This window comes from Paenibacillus filicis (genome assembly GCF_038070315.1).
Taxonomy (GTDB): domain Bacteria; phylum Bacillota; class Bacilli; order Paenibacillales; family NBRC-103111; genus Paenibacillus_G; species Paenibacillus_G filicis.
The window spans coordinates 42968-67297 of record NZ_JBBPCC010000021.1 but is presented as its reverse complement, the minus strand read 5'-3'; the positions used below and the strand labels follow the sequence as shown (position 1 = coordinate 67297).

Here is a 24330-nt window from a genome sequence, read left to right as displayed (position 1 = left end):
CAAGAGGTGTCGCAATGACGAAAAAGCCGGAATTGTTGATAGCTGCAGGCACGCCTGAAGAAGCCAGGCGGTATGTGGAGGCAGGAGCGGACGCCATTCTGCTTGGTGAGCATCGCTTCGGCCTGCGTTTACCCGGGGGAGTTACCGTCAATGAACTGGAAGAGCTGGTGCCTTGGCTGCATGAGCGCCAGGTGAAGGTGTATGCCGCCGTTAACAACCTGATGAGCAACGAGCAATTGGATGACCTGCACGAGTATCTGAAGGAGCTGCACCGGGTGAAAATCGATGCGCTGGTATTCGGAGATCCGGCTGTGCTTATCGCGGTACGCGGGGCTGCTCCCGGCATCGGCTTGCATTGGAACGCGGAGATGACATCGACCAACTACGCTACGGCCAAGTATTGGGGGACCAAGGGAGCTACGCGTATGGTGCTGGCACGTGAGCTGAATCTCGACGAGACGCTGGAGATCAAGCGCCTGCTCCCCGACATGGAAGCTCAGGTACAGGTCCATGGCATCACGAATATTTATCATTCCAAGCGCAGCCTGCTGACCAATTATCAGAACCATCAGGGAGAGAGCCGCGTGCTCACATCGGATGAGGTGCTGCAGGCAGGCGTGGATCAAGGTCTATTCCTCATCGAGCAGGAGCGCCAAAACGAGCGTTATCCGGTCTATGAGGATATCAACGGGACCCACATCATGAGCTCTGACGATATCTGTGTGCTGGACACGCTGCATGAGCTGCTGGAGGGCGGGATCGACAGCTTCAAGATCGAATCGCTGCTTAAGTCCGTCGAATACAATGAAACCGTGCTGCGGGGCTACCGTCAAGCCATCGATGCCTATATAGCCGATCCGGAAGGCTATGTATTCGACGAAGGGCTGCTGGATGCCATCCGCGAGCTCCAGGACCCGAGACGCGAGCTGAGCTACGGATTTTTCTTTAAAGTGCAAGTCTACTAAGCCAAGGCAGAAGGGGAAGAGGTGAGTCGAATGACTACAAGGGAACAGGAAGCGTTGCTCGGCAAGCGGATCCGGCTGGATAAGCCTGAGCTGCTGGCGCCTGCGGGCAGCCTGGAGAAGCTGAAGTTCGCCGTTCACTACGGCGCGGATGCGGTCTACATCGGCGGGCAGCAATACGGTCTCCGCTCCAATGCAGACAACTTCACATTCGAGGAAATGCGCGAAGGGGTGGAGTTTGCCGAGAAGTACGGGGCCAAGGTATTCGTAGCGACCAATATTTATGCGCATAACGAGGATATTGAGGGGCTGGAAGCTTATTTGCGGGGGATTGAAGGCGCCGGCGTTCATGCGATTATCGTCGCCGATCCGATCATCATCGAGACCTGTAGACGCGTCGCTCCCAAGCTGGAGATCCATCTGAGTACGCAGCAGTCGACGATGAACCGTCAGGCCGTGCAGTTCTGGAAGGAAGACGGTGTCGATCGTGTCGTGCTCGCCCGCGAGGTCAGCATGGAAGAGATCGTGGATATTAAGCAGAATGTCGAGATGGAGATCGAGGTATTCGTGCACGGCGCCATGTGCAGCTCGTACTCGGGCCGCTGTGTGCTGTCCAACCACTTTACCGACCGGGACTCCAACCGCGGGGGCTGTTCGCAGTCATGCCGCTGGAAGTATGATCTGTTCGCGACCGAGGAGGAGCTCAGCGGTCCGCAGATCGGGATCAAGGAGCTGCCGATGTTCCAGGAGGGCGACAATCCGTTCTCGATGGGCTCCAAAGACCTTTGCATGATTGAGCATGTACCGGAGCTTATCCGTTCCGGTGTGGACAGCTTCAAGATCGAGGGACGGATGAAGAGCGTCCATTATGTCGCTACTGTGGTGAATGCGTACCGCCAGGCGATCGACGCGTATTTCGCAGATCCGGTGAATTACGAGCTGAAGCCGGAGTGGCTGTATGAAATTCAGAAGGCGGCGAACCGCCCGCTGAATACCGGCTTCTTCTATGACTATCCGGGGCATGAAGATCATATCTTCGAGCCGGAGGATAAAGCTGCTCCTTACGATTTCGTAGGAGTCGTGCTGGCATACGACGATGAGAACGGCACCGCATTGGTTCAGCAGCGCAATCACTTCAAGCCCGGCCAGGAAATTGAATTTTTCGGTCCTGGCGGCACATTTTTCAAACAGACGGTACCGGATATCTTCAATGAAACGGGAGAATCGCTGGATGCCGCCCGTCATCCGCTCCAGCCGATCCGGATGAAGGTGGAAGCGCCCGTCCGTCCGCTGGATATGGTCCGCAAGCGTATGGGCAAAGCCAAGTAATCCAGAAGCCTGTCGAAGCGAAGTCCGCAAGGGACTTGCTGATGACGGGCTTTTTTCTTTGCCGGCAAGCTTATTCTAGTCGTCTGGTTAGGCGGGATGATGAGTCCGTAGGACTACGTAAACGATATTTTTTTGAAATAACCGGGACTTCAAGAGGATTCCCGGCCAGGATGTCGAATACTTGGTCTTAGTGAGGCGGATCAGGTAAATATTTACTTTAAGACAACGTCCAGCTCCTATTAAGAACAGGTGGTGTATCCTATGAAGAAAACGCTATCATTGCTGCTTGAGCGCCTTCAGCACGCTGGCCGGTCCGTGAAAACCAAAGCTGCTTCTGCATCCGGGTCCAGCTCCTCCGAACCTGGCGGTCTTCAATCCCGCGGAGTTTCTGAGTCTTTGGGGAGTATGCGGGTCAATTCGTTGAAGTCGGTAGGAACGAAGCTGTTTGTTATTTTTTTCTTAAGTATCGTATGCTTCGTATTGACGGTGGGGCTCATCTCGTACAATAAATCCAAGGAAGTGATCCAGAGGAAGGTTGCGGATGCATCCGAGCAAACAATCATTCAAGCCGGACAAAAGCTCGATCTGATCTTCGCCAGCTACGAAGAGCTATCCATGCAAATCATGCTGAATAACGAAATAAGCAGACTTGTAAGCGCTAGCAAAAAGACGGAACGAAATTCCTATGAGTTTCTGGAGCAGACGCGCCTGCTAACGGATCAATTGAATATGTACTCGTTCGCCAATAAGAACATTCAAGCCATTCACCTGATCTCAGACAAGGGCGAGGGCATCAACTCGACCTCCAACTCTCTGGGAACGACGGTCCAGGGGGACCAGGAATGGTTTAAAACGATACTGGACGGAGGAGGCCAGGCACGCTGGCTGGAGACGAAGGCGAAGGGCTATACCGACGGAACGGCGGGCAACTCGCTTCCCTCCTTTGCCCTCGGACGGCTGTTGAAAAATTCGCTCACCGGCGAAGTGAACGGCGTACTCGTGATTGAGATCAAGGTCGATGTCATCGGCAGCCAGATGAAGCAGATCCAGATGGGGGAGGGCGGCAGTACGGTCGTGCTGTCAGGGAAAGGCAACTATGTGTACAACGAGAAGCTCGACCTGCTTGGCAAGCCCAATACGTTCCAGATGGGGATGGATCGCTTCCAGCAGGCGCATGACCAGTTGAAGTCGCAAAACGACACCGATCAGATTGTGTACTATAAATCCCCGGTGAACGGCTGGACTGTCGTAGGCACGATGCCGGTGAAGGAACTGGTGAAGGATGCATCCGTCATCTACGATATGACGTTTGCGATGGCATTCGGAGCGATGCTGATTGCCATCGTCATCGGATTTATGCTTGCTCGGATGATCGGCCGGCCGTTAGTGGTGCTTCGGAATCTGATGAAGGAGGGTGAACAGGGTAATCTGCAGGTGCGCATGGAGGTGAATCGTCAGGACGAGATCGGCCAGCTCAGCATCAGCTTTAACCAGATGATGGAGAAGATCACCCAGTTGGTGCAGCAGACGAACAGGTCCGCCCAGGAGGTGCTGGCGACAGCAGGTGAGCTGTCTGACGTCTCCAAGAAGACGGCGATGTCGGCCAAGGATATTGCGGTCGCCACGGAGGAAATTGCGATGGGAGCGAGCAGCCTGGCGGTCGAATCGGAGCGCGGCAATGAGCTGACCTATGGCATCGGGATGCAGATGCAAAGCGTCGTGTCGGCCAATGTGATCATGGGCACGGCCGCGGGTGAGGTGCAGACTTCCAGTAAGCAGGGGATCACGTATATGAACGAGTTGATCGGCAAGACGAACGAGACGGAGTCGATGACGCGCTCGATGGTCGAGAAGGTCGATAATTTGAAGGAAAGCACACGTTCTATCGTTAAGATTCTCGATGTACTGGGCAACATCTCCAAGCAAACGAATATTTTGTCGCTGAATGCGACGATCGAAGCAGCGAGGGCGGGAGCGGCGGGCAAGGGCTTCATGGTGGTTGCCGATGAAATCCGCAAGCTGGCGGATCAGTCCCGCCAATCGATTGCCATCGTCGGACAGATCACGGAGAAGATCCAGAAGGAAATCGGTGAAACCGTTGAGGTGTTGTCCAAGGCCTACCCAATCTTCCAAGAGCAGATTACATCTGTGAAAGAAGCGGATACGATCTTCAAGCAGGTGGACGCGCAGATGGGCGGATTTATCGAGCGTCTGTCCGAGGTCACGGAATCGATCAGCCAGCTGGAAAACTCGCAGCTCGTACTGAGCGAATCGATGACGAATGTGAGTGCCGTGGCGGAGGAATCGTCGGCGACGTCACAAGAAGTCGCATCGCTTAGCAATGAGCAGCTCAGTATCTCTGGCGGCCTGGTGAAGCTGGCGGACCGGCTGGAAGACCTGTCCAATTCCCTGAAAGAATCTTTATCGAGATTTCAAGTGTAACGGAGCGGGTAAAGAGGAAAATCCGGTCATCCCGACCGGATTTTTTTCTTGTTCTCCAATAACGGGGCACAAAGTCCCGGAAATCAGGATTTTTTTCTTTTTTTCAAAGAAATAGATCAAACCGATATAACAAGATGAGACTGAAATGTCGATAAGACTATGGTACTACTATTTAATCAGTGGAAACTTTTTGGAAATCGAAAAGGAATTTGACTGATTGTGTCGAAAGTGTATGTACATAACAATATGAAGAACGTGTAAAGAATCGAAAATTCTGGTCATATACGTTCTATCTAACAGAATTAGGTGGTGCTTCCTGTGAAGAAGACATGGTCTTCACTGCTTGAAAGTCTGCAGCATGCCGGCAAAACCTTACTAGCGAAACTGGCATCGCGCAGTACCCCATCCGGCTCAGGGGGAGCCGGTGGAACGGCCGGGCTGGCCAATACGGGCGAAGGGCTGCAAGTGAATCCGTTGAAGTCGGTTGGCGTGAAGCTTTTTGCGATCTTTTTCTTTTGTATCGTGTTCTTCGTACTGATTGTCGGGCTGATTTCCTACGCGAAATCCAAGGATGTTATTCAGACTAAAGTCGCAGACGCTACCGAACAAACGGCCATCCAAGCCGGGCAAAAGCTGGATCTGATTTACTCGACCTATGAAGATTTGTCCATGCAGATTATGCTGAACGAAGATCTTCGCAAGCTGGTCACGGAGCTTCGCACGACAGAAGCTAATACATACAATTACATGGATCTATCACGTCAAATTACGGATAAGCTGAACGTTTACGCGTTCGCTAATAAGAACATCAAATCCATTCACCTGCTGTCGGAGAAGGGGGCAGGGGTAGGGTCATCCTCCAATGCAGCCGGCGGCGGCTCCGCAGCAGAGCAGCCATGGTTTAAACAAATCGTGGAAGCAGGCGGACAGGCGGTATGGCTGGAAACATCGGAAAAGGGCTACTCCCAGGAAAATGTCATATCAAGCGGGGCAAGTCCTTCCTTTGCGCTCGGACGGGTGCTGAAGAGCATGACCACCAACCAGATTACGGGCGTACTGTTGATCGAGATCAAAGTCGAAGTTATCGGCGATCAGATGAAGCAGATCGATATGGGCGATGGCGGAAGCACGATTGTTATTTCTTCGAGTGGCAATTATGTATACAATGCGGATCAAGCTCTGCTCGCTAAACCGAATACGCTGAATCTGGATAAGAGTGCGCTGGATAAGGAAAGCGGCCAATTGAAGACCAAGGATGGTCAAAATCAGCTGGTTTTCTACAAATCCAAGATCAACGGCTGGCATCTCGTCGGCTTAATGCCGGTGAACGAGCTGGTCAAGGATGCGAAGGTGATCTTCGACATCACGGTGGCCATGGCGTTCGGTGCGATGCTGATTGCCATCGTGATCGGTTACCTGCTGGCCCGCATGATCGGCCGGCCCCTCATCCAGCTGCGGAATCTGATGAAAGAGGGCGAGCAGGGCAATCTGCGCGTGCGTATGGCGGTGAAGGGGCAGGATGAGATCGGTCAGCTCAGCGTCAGCTTCAATGAAATGATGGAGAAGATTACTCAGCTGGTGCAGCAGACGAATGTTTCGGCCCAGGAAGTGCTGGGTACAGCGGGCGAGCTGTCCGAGGCGTCTAAGAAGACGGCGATGTCGGCCAAGGATATTGCGGTCGCGACGGAGGAAATTGCCACAGGAGCTAGCAGCTTGGCGGTTGAATCCGAGCGGGGCAATGAGCTGACGCATTCCATCGGCATGCAGATGCAAAGTGTCGTGTCGGCCAACGTGATCATGGGTACGGCGGCTGGTGAGGTGCAGACCTCCAGTAAGCAGGGAATCACGTATATGAACGAGTTGATCGGCAAGACGAATGAGACCGAGTCGATGACGCGCTCGATGGTCGAGAAGGTCGATAATTTGAAGGAAAGCACGCGTTCTATCGTTAAGATTCTCGATGTATTGGGCAACATCTCCAAGCAGACGAATATTTTGTCGCTGAATGCAACGATCGAAGCGGCGAGAGCGGGAGCGGCAGGGAAGGGCTTCATGGTGGTTGCCGATGAAATCCGCAAGCTGGCGGATCAGTCCCGCCAATCGATCGCCATCGTCGGGCAGATTACGGAGAAAATCCAGAATGAAATCGAAGAGACGGTTCAGGTGCTGTCCAAGGCCTACCCGATTTTCCAGGAGCAGATTGCATCCGTGAAAGAAGCGGATACGATCTTCAAGCAGGTGGATGCGCAGATGGGCGGGTTTATCGAACGTCTGTCCGAGGTTACAGAATCGATCAGTCAGCTTGAAACCTCGCAGCTCGTCCTGAACGAATCGATGACGAATGTGAGTGCCGTGGCCGAGGAATCGTCGGCGACATCGCAAGAGGTCGCCTCGCTCAGTACGGAGCAGCTTAGCATCTCCAATGGCCTGGTCAGGCTGTCAGACAAGCTGGAGGAGCTATCCAACTCTCTGAAGCAGTCGCTTTCTAAGTTCCAAGTCTAACCGTTCGTTCATCACTCTAACTATTCAGGAATGCCCGCCTCGGGTTGAGGCGGGCATTTTTCGCGTGTTTGTCTGGCATGACCCCTTGGAGGATTGTTGTTCGAGGAGGTCGCCTAGCCGCACCGCCGGTTTGGGGAATCCTGGTTATGTACATACTGTGTCTATATGAAGCATGACTGGACATGTATACAGACTGGCTCGCTGTTAGCGTTACATCTGTGAGCCTCGGGCGGGAGATACAGCTATGAATGGATCGCATGAGCACGCTCACTTGAAAAAGAACCGGATCTTCGTCATCTTGATCTTCATCGTCTGCATCTTGCTGATCTGGAATATTCGTTTATTCTGGATTCAGATTGCTGCTTCGGGGCGCTGGACTTCTCGCCACATCAATCTGGTGGAAAATTCGGTCGTCCAGCGGGAGCAGGGAATCGTACTCGATAGCGGTCGCGGGGATTTCGTAGATCGGCACGGTGAGCCGTTGACAGGGACTACGCTGCAGACGCTGACCATCTTTCCCATCCGGAGTGAGCCGGAACGGGATGGGGAGAGGGAGCGGATGCTTGGAGAAGCCGCTCGTATTCTGAGCGTGCCGCTGGTCAGTCTGAGAAGCTTCCAACAGGCGGCAGCTGCTCCCAGAATGTGGCCCGGACCGGACGGCAAGCCTCTCCCCCTGCGGGAGGAGCAGGCCCGTCAGCTGGAGGCGCTGGGGCTGGAGGATCTGCGCGTAACGGCCTATAGGCAGCGCTACGCTGAACATCAGCTTGCCGCCCAATTGATCGGCTATATCGGGCAAAATCCGGAGCGCGTCACCCGGCAATTCACCGATCAATTTCATAAAGGGGAGCTTCAGTTGACAAGCCGGATCGGCAATGCCGGACTGGAAAAGTCATTCGAGCCCTGGCTTAGGGGGATTGGGGCAATCTCCGTGTCGCTGTTCACGGATGCAGGCAAGCGGCCGCTGCCGGGTCTGGATATACGGACGATCAAGCCCTCTAATCCTTACTATCCCTTGAAGATTGTGACGACGCTGGATCGCGGCTTGCAAGCGCAGGTTGAGACCAAGCTGATGCAGTCCGGCATCCGGGAAGGTGCCGTCGTCGTACTGGATACCGCAACGGCCGATGTGATTGCGATGGCCAGCGCTCCTTCCTTTCACCCGGATCATGTCGATCCGGGCAGCAGCGACTGGAACAACCATGCGCTGCAGGCAGAGGCTCCGGGCTCTATCTTCAAGACGGTGACTGCGGTTGCCGCATTGGAGGAACAGGTGGTCAAGCCGGGTGAAGTCTTTCATTGTGATGGTGAACTGGGGCGGTTCGGATTTCGCTGCTGGAAGCACGGAGGACATGGGGACTTGACGATCGAGGAAGCCTATGCTCAGTCCTGCAATGTGGTATTTGCCCATCTTGCCGAGCGGCTGGGCGGTGAGAAGCTCGAGCAGTATGCTCGCCGTCTGGGCGTAACGGCCCCGGTTGGATGGACGGGGGGAACTAGCGCGGGAGCTTCGTTCCATCAGTGGGACGGTGAGCAGCCAGGCCAGACCTATGCCCCTGCGACTGACCGCACGGATCCAGGGGCGCTGGTACAGACGGCGATCGGTCAGCGCGATGTGCAGATGACTCCGCTGCAAGCGGCTAATCTGGTGGTGACCCTGCTTCATGAGGGGAATGTGCTTTCTCCGCGAGTTGTCCAGGAGGTACGCTTCGGGAACGGTCGGCTCTACGAACGGTTTGATTCGCATGATGCAGGGATGGGTTTAGGAGCGGACGAGGTTTCTGTTCATTCGAAAACAGCCGAAACGCTGCTGCATTGGATGAGTGGTGTTGTCGAGCGCGGAACAGGCAAGGCGCTGCAAGCGGCGGTCTGGCCGCTCGCAGGCAAGTCCGGTACCGCTCAGATCAGGCTGGAGACCGGCAGAGAAGGCGAGAATCATTGGTTCATCGGGTATGGGCCTGCGGATGCGCCCAAGTACGCGGTGGCCGTGTTGAGCCGCCATGTCTCTACCGGGGAAGCCAACCGGTCGGTAAGGCTTTTCCGTGATGTGATGGACCTGCTGGCTGCCAGTGACCGTTAGTGATAGCTGGAAGGCTGTAGAGTCGGCAGCAGCAGGGTGAAGCAGGTACCTTTGCCCCGCTCACTGGTCACATCGATACGCCCGTGAATATTTTGGATCGCCCGGTAAGTGACCATCATGCCGAGCCCGGCGTCCTTGCCCCTTATCGAATAATAAGGCGTGCCCAATCGCCCGACCTCGTCAGGTGTCATCCCGATGCCGTGGTCGATGATGTCGATGCTGACGGTGGTGCTTTGAAGAGAGCCGACGACCCGCAGCGTTCCGCCTCCAGGCATCGATTCGATGCCGTTTTTGCACAGATGCACGATGCATTGCATGAATTTATCCGAATTGGCGCTAATCATCAGCTTATCCTGCAGATCGGCATCGATTTTGACATTCCGCAGGCGGGCGAAGGTTTCCACAGAGCCAATCGCCTGAAGCACCAGATGCTTGGCATCCAGCAGTTCGATCGCGTCCATCTGGGGCTTGGCGAACGATAAATAATCTTGAATCAGGGCTTGAGCTCTTTCGATCTCCTCCAGCACCATCTGCACGTAGACCTGGCGTCTGCCCTCCGAAACATCCCCTTGCTTGATCATTTGCACAAAGCCCTTGGCAACCGTCATCGGATGGCGCACCTCGTGAGCGAAGGAAGCGGCCAGCTCGGTCAGCACATTCATCTTGTCGTGATGCTCGGCTTGCTTCAGCATACTCATCTGCCTGAGGGACTGCCTGGCTGCATAGGCCGCTAACACGGCAGCACCCACGTAAGCCAGCGCATACACGGTATAAAAGCCTGCCGTCTTCATATCGATTCCGTACCCCGATCTGGTCTGATAAATGATTGCAGCGGACGCTGTCAGCAGAGATAAGGTCAATCCCATCGCTGCGGCTGTAAGCGGATGGAGTACCCGTCCGTTCGCATTCGTTTTTCGGCGGATCAGCAGCAGGTAGGCCATCGCAAGGAGGGTGGAGATAACGGAAAGATAGAACAGGGCCCCGCTGTCCAGCACAAATTGGTAGATCAGCGTGATGGCTGCGACTGCAGCAGCGGGGAGCAGTCCGGCATACATCAGGCATGCAGCCACGGAAAGGAGCCGCAGGTCACAGGGCAGTCCGCTCGGTATCGCTATAGGGTACGTCATGCTCAGAATCGCAGACAACGCCGTAAGAATTGCCGCGAATCCGTCATAACGTCGTTCTTGAAGCAGGTGGTTCCGGCCGGTCCAGAAAAGCTGGTAAAGCAGAATGGGCATGATGGCAAGCAGTATTTGAAGCAGCAGATGGGCAATCAAACTCACGTCATCACCTTTTGTATGTACGGGGCCATGGCACGGGCGTGCGATAGCTCCTACTTAATTGTGTCTTGAATGCGCCTCGCGACAGATCCCGTAATTGGGGCTGAGGCGGGGCGCCGAGTTCATAAAGCCGTTCCAGAGGATCAGGCCTTAACAGGAATGGTCCACTCCGAGCCCTCAATCCAGGAGCGGTCGGTGAACTCCCGGCCTTTCACAACGACCTGGTGCGGGTAGATTTGGACATACATGCCCTGGACGCCTGCTCCGCCGTCCGGGCCCGGACGGGTTTTGCCAACGGAAGCGTTGGTGAACCAGTGGAACGTATTTTCCTTGTTATAGTGGTCCTCGCTGAGGAAATTACGGTGCGTATGTCCCGAGAATACGAAGGCATTGCGGTAAGGCTGCAAAATCTCGCGGAAGCGCTTGGCCCGGATCAGCCGGTGGGTTCCTCCGTCCGTCCCTGGAGATGGCAGCGGCTGGTGAATAAAGATAAAGGCCGGCTTTCCGTCGGCATGAGCCTTCATTTTGTCCTCGAACCAGGCGAGCTGCTCATCGGAATACCACGCGCCTTCACCGACGTCCGGCTTCTCCTGGACATACAGCTCCTGGGAAAGCAGAATCAGATGCACATCCTTCAGCCATACATCCGTGTAGGGCTTTTCCTTGTACCCGAAAAACTTCATAAAACGGTCGCGGCACATCGCGTCGGTCTTCCCGTTGGGGACGGTTTCTGTCGAAAACGCTCCGCGGTCGGTCAGCCAAACATCGTAATAGTCATGATTGCCCATGTTGGCGTAGATAGGAGGAAGCTTATAAGTATCGAGTATTTTGCGAAGCTGCTTGTACTCGAGATCCCTACCGAAGTCGGTCACGTCGCCTCCGATGACAATCGTATCGACGGGTGATTCGAATTTGCTTACGTCCTTCAAAGCCAGATGAAGCTTATCGCCGATGGTCGTATCGGCTACGGAAATATGCAGATCGCTAAGCAGGAAAAAGGACAGCAAGGGCTGGTCCGAAGCGGCAGGCGTCTGGTCCGGGGGAACGGGTGCAAAGGCGGGCTCGCTATCGGGAGCGGCTTGCTCAGGGGCGAGGTAACGGTCGGTTAAGGCGGCTCCGCCTGTCGCCAGAGCGATCAGGGTGAGCAGTTGCTTGATGAATATACGTCTAGTGATCATGCAGGAATATCCTCCGGGGAATAGGGCTATTTTGGGGAAATGCTCAATATATAAATTTATTATAAAGGAGTTGACGGCAAAAAAGAATACTTGGCCGAGGCTGGCCAGCAAATCGATTGGAATCATGCCGCTCCGGGGTAAGGTACTAGGAGAAGTTAGTACTTCTCGTGCAGGCTATACCCGATATACTGGAAGTAGGGAAATTTAAGGACTGCACGCTTCACGCGGCGGTCCGGGACAGAGGTGAGAAGAGCATGAACAGAAAGTGGGTACAACGGGAAGCTCCGGCTTGGGTGGAGAAAGGCATCGTTACCTGGGAGCAAGCCGAGCGTATTGTTCGTTTATATGAAGACCGCAAGCAGGGTGTCGGCATTCTTCCACTGCTGGGGAGCATGCTGCTGGCACTGGGCATATTGAGCTTTGTCGCAGCCAACTGGCAGGAAATTCCGCAACTAGCCCGGCTTATCCTGCTGATTGCCGTCATGTGCGGCTTCTATGCCGGCGGCGAGTTTTTGATCCGCAGGGGAGATTCCAGACTTGGCATCGGGCTGATAAGTCTTGGAGTAATCAGCTTCGGAGGAGGGATCATTCTGGTCGGCCAAATGTTTCATCTGGTGGCCTACAATGCAGCCTCTTTCCTCTTATGGGCTTCAGCCGGGGCTTTGGCGGTTTACTTATACCGCAGCCGTTATTTATATCTGATCGCGCTGATATTGTTTAACGCCGTGCAGATTTACAGCTTATCCAGCTTCGGCACCTTCAGCTATACCGGATTTGTGATGATGGTCGTCCTGCTCGGCTTCTACGGATGGAATAGCCGCAGCACGCTGCTGATCTGGTGCTTCAGTCTGAGTGTCACGGCCCAGTGTCTGATGTGGACATTGTCCGAAGATCTTCCGTTTATGTGGATGTTCATCCCTGCCATGGCTCTGTATGCGCTAGGAGACTGGTTCAAGGAACGCCAAGGCAGCTACGCGATGCAGGCGGCTCCACTTGTCGTCGCTTTCCTGTTCGGGATCTTCGCCGTCTTTGCCAGCGGGGAGTGGATCTTAAGGGAGCTTCATGAGGAAATCCTGCCGAGAGCTTCCTTCTATCTGGGTGCGCTTGCGCTGCTGTTCATCATCTCCCTGCTGGGCAAATACCGCCGAGGTGCGCTATCCGGCGCTTTGGAATGGGTGCTGCTGCTACCGTTCGTGTATCTGAATGCCGGGGTGGCGGTCTTGTATTTGCTGGCCCTATTCCTCTTCTCTCTTTTCGTACTGTGGAGGGGTTATGCGGAGGGCTGGAGTTTTAAAATCAATCTAGGGACGGTTTTATTCATTATCAGCAGCTTGGTGGCGTATGTGAAGCTGACCTGGGACTTCATGGACAAATCGCTGTTCTTTATCGTAGGGGGCGTCCTGCTGATCGGATTAAGCTGGTTCTTGAACCGTAGAAATAAACGGATATTGAAGGCGGCAGAGGAGGCGACACGACATGAATAAACGGGCGATACCGAATATGGAGGTAGAGCTTGCACCGCGTAGACGTGGAGTGCTGGCCGCTATGCTTGTCGGATTGCAGGTGCTCGTATTGATTGGCATAGCGATCTCCTTCTATGCAGTCAGCTGGTTTGGGAAGGATGTACAGGTCAGAACGGTCCCCGTTGATCCGAGGGATCTCCTGTACGGGGATTATGTGAACCTGAGCTATGAGTTCAGTCGTCTTCCCGCTTCGTCATGGAAGGGAGCTGGTTCGGGCGTGAAACAAGGGCAGGTGCTTTACGTGGTAGTGAGGCCGGAATCTGACGGAGCTTTCGTGGCGACGTCTGCCTATGACCGCAAGCCGGACTTGTCGGGCGGCGAGGTTATCCTGAAGGGAAGGGCGGCGTATAGCTGGAAGCCGCAAAATAATGGAGACCTGCGAATTAACTATGGCATCGAGAAATATTACGTACCGGAAAATACAGGCAAGGAGCTGGAGGAGCAGGCATCCCGGCTACTCGTTCATCTGAAGGTCGCGCCATGGGGCCAGGCCAAGATCGAGGGGCTGAAGGAGCGCTAAGGAACTAGGCTGCGATTATCGGCGATGATGTTTAAGGTAGGGATACGACGGGCTGGCGGTCAACGACTTGCGAGGGCAGATGTATCCGGGTCAGCTCAAGTTCCGTCTTCCGTCATATGCCGTATATAAGAGTCTGAACTGGGGAGTTGCTGCGGCAGCTCCTTTTCGATTAAGATAGCGGTATTCTGACAAGCGCTCTGCGATCGGAATCGGCGCCAAAGAAGAGATCGGGCATAGCCAGGGAGTTGTGCGATAAGCGATTCTTGCAGGCCTGCGGAGACAGGGCGCCTGCACAAGTGGAAGGGGAACGGGAAGATGAAGGATACGGCGACTGCAGCTAACAGAGAGGGTCTGCAGAACCTGCTGCTGCTCGACCGAAGCGGAGATTTCAGTGAACGGGATATCTTATATCCCTTCGCGCTGGAAGAGCTGCTGTGCCGGTATGTCGGCGAGGGAGGACCACCGATGATCCATATCTGGAGGCATCCCCGCGCTTTTGTGATGGGGCTGAGAGACAGCAGGCTTCCGCAAGCGGCCGCGGCGGGCCGCAGCCTGGAGGCGGACGGCTACAGCGTGGCCGTCCGGAATTCGGGAGGGGCGGCGGTGCCGCTGGACCTTGGCGTGGTTAATGTGTCGCTGATCGGACGCAAGCGTTCGGGAGCGATTGATTTTCACGACGATTTCGAACGGATGTACGAATTGATCGCTCTGGCCTTGGAGCAGGCAGACGGCGGAGTAAGCAAGGGAGAAATTGCCGGCGCCTACTGTCCAGGCGATTTCGACCTGAGCATCGGAGGACGTAAGTTCTGCGGGATTGCCCAGCGCAGGCAGCAGCACGGCTATGTCGTGCAGGCGTTCATCGTGGCTGAAGGCTCGGGAGCGCAGAAGGCAGGGATTGCGCGCTTATTCTATGAACAGGCCGCCGAGGGAGCTGCCGCGGATACGGTGTATCCGCATGTGAGTGACAGCAGCATGGCGAGCTTGAGCGAGCTGCTCGGACCGGGCTTCGGCCTCGGCGTGCATGGGCAGCCGGCCGCGGAAGCGGAGAGCGATTCGGCTGCCGGAGGCTTAGCCGGAGCGGCGCAAGCCTTTATCGACGCGATCAAGCGCGTCGTGCGCGAGCGGCAGACGCCAGAAGGCCTGGCCGAAGCTTCGGCCAGGCTGTGGCTGCCGGACCCCACTGAGGTCCGGGCGATGGTACAGCGGATGCGCGAGCGCTACGGCTTCTCACAAGAAGCGCTTTAGCATCCAGGGCAGCTCTTGCTGCCAGAAGCCCCATACATGCTTGCCAGGCTTCTCTTCATAGATGACCGAACAGCTCCTCTCCGTGAGGAGCTGTTTGCTGATCCGGTTCGCCTCCACAAAGTCAAAAGTGCCCCGCTCGGTTTTGACCTCTTTTTCGTCCAATCCGATGACCATCAGAAGCTGCAGCCAGGACAGATCGCTCTCCATGCCGAGCCGCTCCTGGGTGGACAGCAAAAAAGCACCCGACAAGGATATTACCTGCGTAAATAGGCTAGGATAATCTAAGGCAAGATGCAGCGAAACCGTTCCGCCCAGCGAGTCCCCGGCCAAAATCCGTGCGTTCGATTCGCGCCTTACCGGGTAATGATCCTCAACGAACGGTATGAGCTCCTCCGCGAAAAAGCGGCAGTAGGCGGCAAACCGCTCTCCGTCCGGCGAGTATTCGCTGGTGCGGATGCTCTTATCCACGTCTACCCCGACGATGATGGCAGGCTCCACATTTTCATCATAGATCAGCCTGTTCATCGTGGTCGCGATGCGCCCGAAATTGAAAAAATCTTCCCCATCCTGACAATATACGACAGGGTAGGACAATAGCTCATTGTAGCCGGGCGGCAAGTAAATCCGCAGAGCCCTCGTTTCCCCGAGGGAAGCTGACGGGACGAGCTCCTTGACAATCGTTCTTTTGTAATATAAGTCCTGATCCATGCAGGGGACACCTCCGGTTGTATTATAATAGTTTTGTAAATTTTAATGCCCTGTAATACTCATTTTATGAAACTGTTATAGTTCATATGCAGCAGGAAGAACTTATTTATCTAGATAGTTCTTGTGTTATTCACAAAAACAGGTTTATAATACTACTATAACAGAAAGTGTGTTTTTGTTCATTGCATCTTTCTTGCAGACCTGTATCTTTTCCACTACCCAACTAACCGTAAGAGGTGACTTTTAATGAGTAAGCCGCATATTGTTGGCGTACAAGAAGTAAAGCCGCTAAGCGTTCTTTCGACAGACGGCCAAATCGTCAATCCGGAGGAAATGCCGAATTTAACCGATGATCAATTGCGCGAGCTGATGCGCCGCATGGTGTTCACGCGCACTTGGGATCAACGTGCCGTTAACCTGACCCGTCAAGGACGTCTTGGCTTCTACGCGCCGGTGTCCGGACAAGAAGCAACCATGATCGGCAGTGAGTTCGCACTGAATAAAGATGATTTCATTTGCCCGGGCTATCGCGATATGCCGCAAATCGTATGGCATGGCCTGCCTATGTACCAAGCGTTTCTGTATTCACGCGGACATCAGCATGGCGGACAGATTCCTGAGGATGTACACGTATTGATGCCGCAAATCATTATCGGCGCGCAATACCTGCACGCGATGGGCGTGGCAATGGCATTCAAGAAGCGCGGCGAGAAGCGTGTCTCGATCACTTATACCGGCGACGGCGGTTCGTCCGAGGGCGATTTCTACGAAGCACTGAACTTCGCAGGAGCGTTCAAGCTGGGATCCATCTTCGTTGTTCAAAACAATGGCTATGCGATCACGACGCCTTTCGAGAAGCAAACGGCTGCTTTGTCCGTTGCTCATAAAGCAGTATCTGCAGGCATCACGGGCGTACAGGTAGACGGCATGGACGTGCTGGCTGTCGTCAAGGCTGTGCAGGACGCGGCTGAGCGCGGACGCAACGGCGAGGGCGCGACATTGATCGAAGCGATCACTTACCGTTACCTGCCGCACTCGATGTCCGGCGATGACCCTTCCAAGTACCGCACGAAGGAAGAAACGGCTGAATGGGAGCAAAAGGATCCGCTGAACCGTTTCCGCACGTATCTGGTAAGCAAAGGCCTCTGGACTGAGGAAGAGGAAGCAGCTGTCGTTGAGGATGCGAAAAACACGGTTGCCGAGCAAATCAAGAAGGCGGAAACAACGGAAAAAATGACAGTGCCGGGTCTGATCGACAGCATGTTCGAGACGACGCCTCAGCATCTGGAAGAGCAAAAAGCGGGTTACTTAGCGTAAGCGTAAAGGAGAGGAACATCAGCCATGGCTCAAATGACAATGATTCAAGCGATAAAAGACGCAATGCGCGTCGAGCTGCAGCGCGACCCGAACGTCGTCATTTTCGGAGAGGACGTTGGTAAGGTCGGAGGCGTATTCCGTGCAACGGAAGGCCTGCAAGGCGAATTCGGTGAAGAGCGCGTATTCGATACGCCGCTGGCGGAATCCGCAATCGGCGGTATGGCGGTCGGGATGGCTACTCAAGGCTTCCGTCCGATCATGGAGATTCAATTCATCGGCTTCATCTATGAAGCCTTCGACCAGATCGCGGTTCAAGCGGCGCGTCTGCGTTACCGTTCCGGCGGCCGTTACCAGGCTCCGATCACGATCCGTACACCTTTCGGCGGTGGCGTTAAGGCTGCTGAGCTGCATACCGACTCCCTCGAGGGTCTGATGGTGCAAACGCCTGGGATCAAGGTTGTCGTGCCTTCGAACCCTTACGATGCGAAAGGTCTGCTGATCTCCGCGATCCGCGACAACGATCCGGTATTCTTCATGGAGCATTTGAACTTGTACCGTTCGTTCCGTGCTGAAGTACCGGAAGGCGAGTACACGGTGCCGATCGGCAAAGCGAACGTGGTCCGCGAAGGCTCCGACGCTACGATCATCACGTACGGCGCGATGGTTCACACCTCGCTGAAGGCGGCGGAAGAGATCGAAAAAACACGCGGCGCCAAAGTCGAGGTTATCGACCTGCGTACGCTGATTCCGCTCGATATCGACACGATCGTCGAGTCGATCAAGAAAACTAACCGCGCGATCATCGTGCAGGAAGCGCAAAAAACTTCGGGTATCGCGGCTGAAGTCATCGCTCAGATCAACGAGAAAGCGATCCTTCACCTGGAAGCGCCAGTGCTGCGCGTAGCTCCTCCAGATACGGTATATCCTTTTGCCCAAGTCGAGGATCAATGGCTGCCGAATCCGGCGAGAATCGTAGCTGGCTTGAACCAAGTGCTTGATTTTTAATTTGACGAAGCGACAAGGATGGTGAGTGTTCGATGGCAACTTTTGAATATCGGTTTCCGGAGCTCGGCGAAGGCATCCACGAGGGCGAAATCGTCAAGTGGCACGTCAAGCCTGGCGACACTGTAAATGATGAAACGATCCTGATGGACGTACAAAACGATAAATCGACTGTGGAAGTTCCTTCCCCGGTTGAAGGCAAGATTGTGGAGCTGAAGGTTGCCGAAGGTACAGTATGTACGATTGGCGACGTCATCGCCGTCATCGATGTAGTCGGCGAAATCCCTCAGCAAGCGCATGGTCATGGCGATGCTCCTGCAGCAAGTGCAACCGAAGCGGTTGAGAAGGATGCAGCTAAGGGCGGCGCTGACGTTAGCGGCGTTGAGCCTGTTGGCAGTGCAGTAGCAGCCAATGTGGCGGCTTCCAAGATCGACACACCGCTCGCAGGCTCTGCTCCTGCAGCAGGTGCTTCCGCCCAGGCTTCGTCCGCGGGCAGTGTGCTGGCAACTCCTAGCGTGCGCAAGCTGGCACGCGAGAAGGGTGTCAACATCGCCCAGGTCACGGCTACCGGCAAAAACGGCCGCGTGACCAAGGAAGATGTGCTTGGCTTTGCAGCAGGCGGCGGCGCAGCGGCAGCTCCAGCAGCTGACAGCGCGGCTCCGGCAGCAGAAGCGGCGAAGTCTTCGTCCGCACCGGCAGCTTCTTCCGCAGCTGGCGCTGTCAGCGGCGACCGTGAAGAAGAGCGCGTGCCGCTCAAGGGCATCCGCAAGGCAATCGCCAATGCGATGGTCAAGAGCGCGTATACCGCTCCTCACGTTACCCTGATGGACGAAGTCGACGTGACGCGTCTGGTTGCGCTTCGTGAGAAAGCCAAGCCTGTCGCTGAGAAGAAGGGCGTCAAGCTGACTTATCTGCCATTCATCGTCAAGGCTTTGGTTGCGGCAGCACGCCAATTCCCGGCTCTGAACGCGATGATCGACGAAGAGAAGCAAGAGATCGTGTACAAGAAGTACTACCACATCGGGATCGCTACCGATACGGACAACGGTCTGATCGTGCCTGTGATTCAAGATGCGGATCGCAAGAACATCTGGACGATCGCTTCCGCGATCAAGGACCTGGCGACTCGCGGCCGCGACGGCAAGCTGTCCGGCGCCGAGCTGAGAGGCTCCACGCTGACGATTACGAATATCGGTTCCGCAGGCGGCATGTTCTTCACGCCGATCATTAACTTCCCTGAAGTTGCGATCCTGGGTACGGGCCGCATCTCCGAGAAGCCGGTCGTCAAGAACGGCGAGATTGTGATTGCTCCTGTTATGGCTCTGTCGCTCAGCTTCGACCACCGCATTATCGACGGCGCTACGGCGCAAAACTTTATGAACTATATCAAACAACTGCTCTCCGATCCAGAGCTGCTTGTCATGGAGGTGTAATCCGCTATGGTAGTAGGTGACGCATCTGTTGAGATTGACGTATTGGTCATTGGTGCTGGTCCCGGCGGTTATGTAGCAGCCATCCGCGCTGCTCAGTTGGGTAAAAGCGTACTTGTTGTGGATAAGGAAGAAGTCGGCGGAGTATGCTTGAACCGCGGCTGCATTCCTTCCAAGGCTTTGATTTCCGCTGCGCATCATTATGAAGTGGTTAGCCACTCCGAAGCGCTCGGGATTACGGCTGAAAATGTAAAGCTTGATTTCAGCAAAGTACAAGCTTGGAAAGACGGCATCGTTAAGAAGCAAACCGGCGGTGTCAACATGCTGCTGAAAGGTAACAAAATTCAGTATTTCAACGGCGAAGCACTGTTCATCAACGATCACGAAGCTCGCGTCTTTAATGATAACGAAACAGCACGCTACAAGTTCGAGCACTGCATCATCGCGACTGGCTCCCGCCCGATCGAGCTGAAGGCATTCCCTTACGGCGGCCGCATTCTGTCCTCGACCGAAGCGCTGTCCCTGCAAGAAGTGCCTAAGAGCCTGATCGTCATCGGTGGCGGCTATATCGGCATTGAGCTGGGTCAAACCTATGCGAAGCTGGGTTCGAAAGTAACGGTGCTGGAAGGCTCCGACTTCGTCCTGCCAGGCTTCGAGAAGGAATTGACCAAGCTGGTCGAGCGCAATCTGAAGAAGCTGGGCGTCGACATCGTCACGGAAGCTCTCGCTCAATCTTGCGAGAAAACTGCCGACGACGTAACGGTTACTTACACGGTGAAGGGCGAAGAGAAGAAAGTAACCGCCGACTATGTGCTGGTTACGGTCGGACGCCGTCCTAACACCGATGGAGAGCTGTCCTTGGAGCTGGCTGGCGTCGAAGTTGGCGAGCGCGGCCTGATCAAGGTTAACGAGCAATGCCAAACGAACGTACCGCATATCTATGCGATCGGCGACATCGTCGCAGGTCCGGCTCTGGCTCACAAAGCTTCCTATGAAGCGAAGGTAGCTGCCGAAGCTATCGCAGGACTGCCTAGCGTTGTCGATTACAAGGTCATCCCTGCTGTCGTCTTCGCGGATCCTGAGATCGCAGGCGTTGGTCTGAGCGAGGCTGAAGCCAAAGCGAAGGGCATCAACGTCACGATCGGTAAGTTCCCTTACGCGGCGAATGGCCGTGCTCAATCGATGAACGCGAATGAAGGCTTCGTGAAGCTCGTCGGCGACAAGGATACCGGCCTCTTGGTCGGCGGATTCGTCGTCGGTGCAGAAGCCTCCAACCTGATCGCCGAGCTGACGCTGGCGATCGAGATGGGCGCTACCCTCGAGGATATCGCATTGACCATCCACGCTCACCCAACACTGGGCGAGATCACGATGGACGCCGCCGAAGGCGCGCTGGGCCATCCGATCCACCAATTGGGCAAATAATAGGTGTTACTCTGAAGAACCTGCCTTGCGGCGGGTTCTTTGGCGTTGTGGTATACTGGAAGTAAAAGATCTGTGGCGGGTGATACGATGACGATTAGACGGTTGAAACCGAAAAACGACTTTATCTTTCAGCGCCTGTTCGGGGAGCCTGAATCCAAGAGCAGCTTGATCGCACTATTGAATGCCATACTGGGGCTGAAGGCTTCGTCACGTATTGCTGACTTAACCGTCATCGAGAACAAGCAACTAGACAAGCAACTGATTGATGACAAGACAGGCCGGCTTGATGTTAGAGCGGAGACGGTGGAGGGTGTTCAGATTGATATTGAAATTCAGCTGACCAACCAGCGTAATATGGCTCGTCGTACGTTGTTTTATGCCAGCAAGCTTTATGTAAGCTCGATTAAAGCAGGTGGCAGGTATGAGGACCTTAAGCGAACGGTAACGATCAATATTTTGGACTTTAAGTTATTTGAATTTGAACGTTTCCATAGTTCGTTTCGTTTTTATGAAGATCAAGAGCCCAAATATTTGTTAACCGATGCGATGGAACTGCATTTCATCGAATACCCCAAGTTTGCGGTAGCATCCAAGGACTTAAACGATCCTCTTCACCGCTGGCTGCTATTTCTCGACGAGAAGCTGCCGGAAGCCCAATTGAAGGAGCTGATGCGAATGGATCCCGAGATTCGAAAGACAGAAGAGAAGCTCGAATGGCTAAGCAGCGATCAGGAGACGCTCCGGCTGTATGAGGCGCGCGAGCATGCGCTAATTGAGCTGAACAGTTTGCTTGCTGAGGGAAGAGCGGAAGGCCGTGAGGAGGGCAAAGCAGAAGGTAAAGCAGAAGGTAAAGCCGAGGTAGCCTTAAACATGTTGAGGGAAGGCATCAGCCGGGATATGATCCGAAAAGTAACCGGGATCTCGGATGAAGAGCTCAATCGGCTCATTCAGATGGAAAGCTGAGTCCATTACAAAATACAACCTTAGTAGAATTTCAAACCATATATACTTACTTGCTACTTCCTCCTGGCCGCTTGCAAGGAGGAAGTTTTTTTGTACCGAATCCTTAAATTTTCAGCCGGAGAGGCTGTTGTCAAAGCCTAAGGAGTAGCTTAAACAAGGCTGGATCGGGACTATACTTGGTTTTTAGGACTTAGGTCATTGTTATTCATTTAACACTTGGATATAAAGACCCACGTACTTCCTTTCGTGTTTCCTCTATAATGGAGCTATAGAGCGACAAACTTTGACATTTTTGAGGGTGGTGGGCACGGCATGCGATCTCCTTTTGCAATATGGAAGGATGCAAAGGATCGAGAATCGAAGCAGGAACCAGAAGAAAGGATCGTGCATCAAGCAGGGACTGAGGAAGAGCCAATATACGGAACAGAGCAGCAACCTGTTATTCTGTCCATAAGCAAGGCCAATCTGGATAAGAAGTCCCTGGATTTGCTTTTTGCTGTGGATCAGCTTATTCAGGCTAAGCAGCATTCGGATATGAGTATCTATGAGCATCAGGACCGCCTGATGCATGCGAATGGAAATATAGACAGATTGTCGCGCGACCTGAAGAACATGGGGCGAGTGGTCGAAGAACGCGAGAAAAGCATTCTGGATCTAGAGCAAAAGCTGACAGAGAAGAATCTGAAGTATGATCAGATGCTGGAGGATTGCCGGGATATTCAAAACGGCATGACGACTGAAATTGAAGAATTGAAAAATGTCATTGATCTGGAGCAGCAGAAGTATAGCAGCTTGCTGCATAAGCATAATGAAGCACAGCTTGAGAAAAGCAGGAAGATCAACGAGCTCGAGGAGAAGAACGGGAAGCTCGCGATTGAGCATGCCCATCTGATGCAGAAGTTCGAAGCGCAGCGAGAGGAAAAAGCCTATCTGCTTTCCATGATCCAAGACTTCACGACACGGATGTCTTCCCCCTTGGAAACGATAAGAGCGCGGAATGAAGATGGGAACGGAAATAGCTAAACCGGTCATGTCCACCCAGACCTATACGGTCTGTATGATAGAGCTGCTGGCGCTGAAGCAAGATTCAACCTGCTATAAGCTGGAATTAGGTGTTACCCGGGATGAGGGCTATGCCCGATGCGAGATCGAAATAGACGAATATACATACAAGCAGCTCGCAGTATTGGATTTGAGCGGTTCGGGAAGGGTGCGGTTATCGCCATTTACAAGGTGGGACCCTTTTCAACAAAAACACTATACTTCGCTGGTTGTAACCCGCGGCATCATTAGCCAGACTTTTTATTTCGTCTGTTCTGTTCTTTATAAAGAACGATTGACGGAGATCAAAGAGAACAGGACGGTCATGGTCGCATCAGTGGGACAAGTGCCTTCGTTATCTGAACAACCTGTCGCAGTGAGAGTGCGTAGCCAGCGTTGGAAGGCAAGCAAGAGGCATGGGCTTGGCATGATTGGCTTCGTTGTGATTTTGATGCTGGCAACATGGCTGGCCATCGACAAGGAAGAAGGGGTTTTGACGGCAGGGCCGAGTAACGGGTCCGAACAAGCCGTTACCGGTACCGGTAACGGAGCCCCTATCCCGGCAGAGCTAGCCTCCTTGAAAGTCGAATTCAATCCAGTTCTTCCGGCATCTGCCGATTCGGATGATGCGATCAAGCCCAGCGCGCCTTCGCATATTGCGGAGGAAGCGGAAGTGGTTGTCATTGAAGAAGGAGATAAAGTGACCAGCCTGCCTGAGGGGTACGTGGCGCTGACCTTTGACGACGGACCCTCAACGTACACGCGGCAGATCGTAGATATTCTGGTGGAGCATGGAGTAGGCGCAACATTCTTCTTTATCGGGGAGAATGCCCGTCATCGTCAGGATATGGTTACTTATGCGAGGGAGCATAACATGTCCATTGGCAGTCATTCCTGGAGCCATAAGAATCTAGCGACAGTCGGATCGGCTGAGCAGAAAAAGGACCTGAGTCAAACGAACGAGTTGCTGGAGCCGCTCGTTCATATGCCGGTCACGTTATTTCGTCCGCCATATGGCTCCTTGAACAAAAATCTGCTGGACACCACGAAATCCTTACGTATGAAAATGGTGCTCTGGAACAGAGACCCTATGGATTGGACCGTAGGGAAGAAGGCCGAAGACCTCATCCAGTATTTCAAAGACCACGACCCGTCCAAGGGGATCTATGTCATGCACGAAAAAGCAGCGACGGTGGAAGCGCTGCCTGGTATTATTCAATACTTAAAAAAGCAGAACCTAAAGTTCGTTATCTTTCAATAAGGCAGAAGCCGGTTCATCTCCGTTGTCTCAGGCAGCGGCGGATGGGGCGGCTTTTTGTTATATCCCAAGTACGGATAGAAGCATTGCTTGAGATAGAAATTTAATCAAAAAATAAAATTTAAGTA

18 protein-coding genes are annotated in these 24330 nt (G+C 54.0%); 15 read left to right on the top strand and 3 right to left on the bottom strand.

Features of this window, described 5'->3' with window-relative positions; translation table 11 throughout:
* The first annotated feature begins 14 nt into the window (after nucleotides 1–14).
* From WMW72_RS26435 to WMW72_RS26415, 5 genes are all read left to right on the top strand, one after another.
* Nucleotides 15–965 (top strand): peptidase U32 family protein, encoded by a 951-nt coding sequence (locus WMW72_RS26435; protein ID WP_341418587.1) that lies wholly within the window; start codon nucleotides 15–17, stop codon nucleotides 963–965.
* A 30-nt stretch (nucleotides 966–995) separates the two neighbouring features.
* Nucleotides 996–2291 (top strand): peptidase U32 family protein, encoded by a 1296-nt coding sequence (locus WMW72_RS26430; RefSeq protein WP_341418586.1) that lies wholly within the window; start codon nucleotides 996–998, stop codon nucleotides 2289–2291.
* A gap of 261 nt (nucleotides 2292–2552) precedes the next feature.
* Nucleotides 2553–4733 carry a methyl-accepting chemotaxis protein gene (locus WMW72_RS26425; RefSeq protein ID WP_341418585.1) on the top strand — a complete coding sequence of 727 codons (2181 nt, stop codon included), beginning with the start codon at nucleotides 2553–2555 and terminating at the stop codon, nucleotides 4731–4733.
* A 465-nt stretch (nucleotides 4734–5198) separates the two neighbouring features.
* A complete protein-coding gene (locus tag WMW72_RS26420; protein ID WP_423227605.1) occupies nucleotides 5199–7235 on the top strand; it encodes a methyl-accepting chemotaxis protein in 2037 nt (678 codons plus the stop codon).
* 244 nt (nucleotides 7236–7479) lie between these two features.
* The gene (locus WMW72_RS26415) at nucleotides 7480–9312 is read left to right on the top strand and encodes a peptidoglycan D,D-transpeptidase FtsI family protein (RefSeq protein ID WP_341418583.1); all 1833 of its coding nucleotides are present in this window, start codon (nucleotides 7480–7482) and stop codon (nucleotides 9310–9312) included.
* On the opposite strand, the gene WMW72_RS26410 is transcribed toward WMW72_RS26415, so the two are convergent.
* Together WMW72_RS26410 and WMW72_RS26405 are read right to left on the bottom strand one after the other, a co-directional pair.
* Nucleotides 9309–10595 (bottom strand): ATP-binding protein, encoded by a 1287-nt coding sequence (locus tag WMW72_RS26410; RefSeq protein WP_341418582.1) that lies wholly within the window; start codon nucleotides 10593–10595, stop codon nucleotides 9309–9311. The genes WMW72_RS26415 and WMW72_RS26410 overlap by 4 nt on opposite strands.
* Nucleotides 10596–10735: 140 nt before the next feature.
* Complete coding sequence (locus tag WMW72_RS26405) at nucleotides 10736–11770, bottom strand: metallophosphoesterase family protein (protein WP_341418581.1); 1035 nt, start codon at nucleotides 11768–11770, stop codon at nucleotides 10736–10738.
* A gap of 254 nt (nucleotides 11771–12024) precedes the next feature.
* On the opposite strand from WMW72_RS26405, the gene WMW72_RS26400 reads away from it, so the two are divergent.
* The 3 genes from WMW72_RS26400 (at nucleotide 12025) to WMW72_RS26390 (ending at nucleotide 15058) form a co-directional block, all read left to right on the top strand.
* The gene (locus tag WMW72_RS26400; RefSeq protein WP_341418580.1) at nucleotides 12025–13254 is read left to right on the top strand and encodes a DUF2157 domain-containing protein; all 1230 of its coding nucleotides are present in this window, start codon (nucleotides 12025–12027) and stop codon (nucleotides 13252–13254) included.
* Nucleotides 13247–13813 (top strand): GDYXXLXY domain-containing protein, encoded by a 567-nt coding sequence (locus WMW72_RS26395; RefSeq protein WP_341418579.1) that lies wholly within the window; start codon nucleotides 13247–13249, stop codon nucleotides 13811–13813. Before WMW72_RS26400 ends, WMW72_RS26395 begins: the two co-directional genes overlap by 8 nt.
* Nucleotides 13814–14128: 315 nt before the next feature.
* On the top strand, nucleotides 14129–15058 hold the full coding sequence (locus WMW72_RS26390) for a lipoate--protein ligase family protein (protein WP_341418578.1): 930 nt from the start codon (nucleotides 14129–14131) through the stop codon (nucleotides 15056–15058).
* Here the strand turns inward: WMW72_RS26390 and WMW72_RS26385 are convergent.
* Complete coding sequence (locus tag WMW72_RS26385; RefSeq protein ID WP_341418577.1) at nucleotides 15041–15766, bottom strand: alpha/beta hydrolase; 726 nt, start codon at nucleotides 15764–15766, stop codon at nucleotides 15041–15043. The genes WMW72_RS26390 and WMW72_RS26385 overlap by 18 nt on opposite strands.
* 246 nt (nucleotides 15767–16012) lie before the next feature.
* Here WMW72_RS26385 and pdhA point away from each other — a divergent pair, with 246 nt between their 5' ends.
* From pdhA to WMW72_RS26350, 7 genes are all read left to right on the top strand, one after another.
* Entirely contained in the window at nucleotides 16013–17083 is a 1071-nt protein-coding gene (gene pdhA, locus WMW72_RS26380) for a pyruvate dehydrogenase (acetyl-transferring) E1 component subunit alpha (RefSeq protein ID WP_341418576.1), read from the top strand.
* Nucleotides 17084–17107: 24 nt separating this feature from the next.
* The gene (locus WMW72_RS26375) at nucleotides 17108–18088 is read left to right on the top strand and encodes an alpha-ketoacid dehydrogenase subunit beta (protein WP_341418575.1); all 981 of its coding nucleotides are present in this window, start codon (nucleotides 17108–17110) and stop codon (nucleotides 18086–18088) included.
* A 32-nt stretch (nucleotides 18089–18120) separates the two neighbouring features.
* Entirely contained in the window at nucleotides 18121–19518 is a 1398-nt protein-coding gene (locus WMW72_RS26370; RefSeq protein ID WP_341418574.1) for a dihydrolipoamide acetyltransferase family protein, read from the top strand.
* 6 nt (nucleotides 19519–19524) lie between these two features.
* A complete protein-coding gene (gene lpdA / locus WMW72_RS26365) occupies nucleotides 19525–20940 on the top strand; it encodes a dihydrolipoyl dehydrogenase (protein WP_341418573.1) in 1416 nt (471 codons plus the stop codon).
* An 87-nt stretch (nucleotides 20941–21027) separates the two neighbouring features.
* A complete protein-coding gene (locus WMW72_RS26360; RefSeq protein WP_341418572.1) occupies nucleotides 21028–21903 on the top strand; it encodes an Rpn family recombination-promoting nuclease/putative transposase in 876 nt (291 codons plus the stop codon).
* 384 nt (nucleotides 21904–22287) lie between these two features.
* Complete coding sequence (locus WMW72_RS26355; RefSeq protein ID WP_341418571.1) at nucleotides 22288–22926, top strand: hypothetical protein; 639 nt, start codon at nucleotides 22288–22290, stop codon at nucleotides 22924–22926.
* Nucleotides 22907–24205: a polysaccharide deacetylase family protein gene (locus WMW72_RS26350; protein ID WP_341418570.1), complete on the top strand. Its 1299-nt coding sequence runs from the start codon at nucleotides 22907–22909 to the stop codon at nucleotides 24203–24205. The genes WMW72_RS26355 and WMW72_RS26350 overlap by 20 nt, the downstream gene beginning before the upstream one ends.
* Nucleotides 24206–24330 lie beyond the last annotated feature (125 nt).

Excerpts from the sequence above, each read along its gene's own strand:
- WMW72_RS26435 (WP_341418587.1), top strand. The coding sequence starts at position 15 with ATGACGAAAAAGCCGGAATTGTTGATAGCTGCAGGCACGCCTGAAGAA.
- WMW72_RS26430 (WP_341418586.1), top strand. The coding sequence starts at position 996 with ATGACTACAAGGGAACAGGAAGCGTTGCTCGGCAAGCGGATCCGGCTG.
- WMW72_RS26425 (WP_341418585.1), top strand. The coding sequence starts at position 2,553 with ATGAAGAAAACGCTATCATTGCTGCTTGAGCGCCTTCAGCACGCTGGC.
- WMW72_RS26415 (WP_341418583.1), top strand. The coding sequence starts at position 7,480 with ATGAATGGATCGCATGAGCACGCTCACTTGAAAAAGAACCGGATCTTC.
- WMW72_RS26405 (WP_341418581.1), bottom strand. The coding sequence starts at position 11,770 with ATGATCACTAGACGTATATTCATCAAGCAACTGCTCACCCTGATCGCT.
- WMW72_RS26400 (WP_341418580.1), top strand. The coding sequence starts at position 12,025 with ATGAACAGAAAGTGGGTACAACGGGAAGCTCCGGCTTGGGTGGAGAAA.
- WMW72_RS26395 (WP_341418579.1), top strand. The coding sequence starts at position 13,247 with ATGAATAAACGGGCGATACCGAATATGGAGGTAGAGCTTGCACCGCGT.
- WMW72_RS26390 (WP_341418578.1), top strand. The coding sequence starts at position 14,129 with ATGAAGGATACGGCGACTGCAGCTAACAGAGAGGGTCTGCAGAACCTG.
- WMW72_RS26385 (WP_341418577.1), bottom strand. The coding sequence starts at position 15,766 with ATGGATCAGGACTTATATTACAAAAGAACGATTGTCAAGGAGCTCGTC.
- pdhA (WP_341418576.1), top strand. The coding sequence starts at position 16,013 with ATGAGTAAGCCGCATATTGTTGGCGTACAAGAAGTAAAGCCGCTAAGC.
- WMW72_RS26375 (WP_341418575.1), top strand. The coding sequence starts at position 17,108 with ATGGCTCAAATGACAATGATTCAAGCGATAAAAGACGCAATGCGCGTC.
- WMW72_RS26370 (WP_341418574.1), top strand. The coding sequence starts at position 18,121 with ATGGCAACTTTTGAATATCGGTTTCCGGAGCTCGGCGAAGGCATCCAC.
- lpdA (WP_341418573.1), top strand. The coding sequence starts at position 19,525 with ATGGTAGTAGGTGACGCATCTGTTGAGATTGACGTATTGGTCATTGGT.
- WMW72_RS26360 (WP_341418572.1), top strand. The coding sequence starts at position 21,028 with ATGACGATTAGACGGTTGAAACCGAAAAACGACTTTATCTTTCAGCGC.
- WMW72_RS26350 (WP_341418570.1), top strand. The coding sequence starts at position 22,907 with ATGGGAACGGAAATAGCTAAACCGGTCATGTCCACCCAGACCTATACG.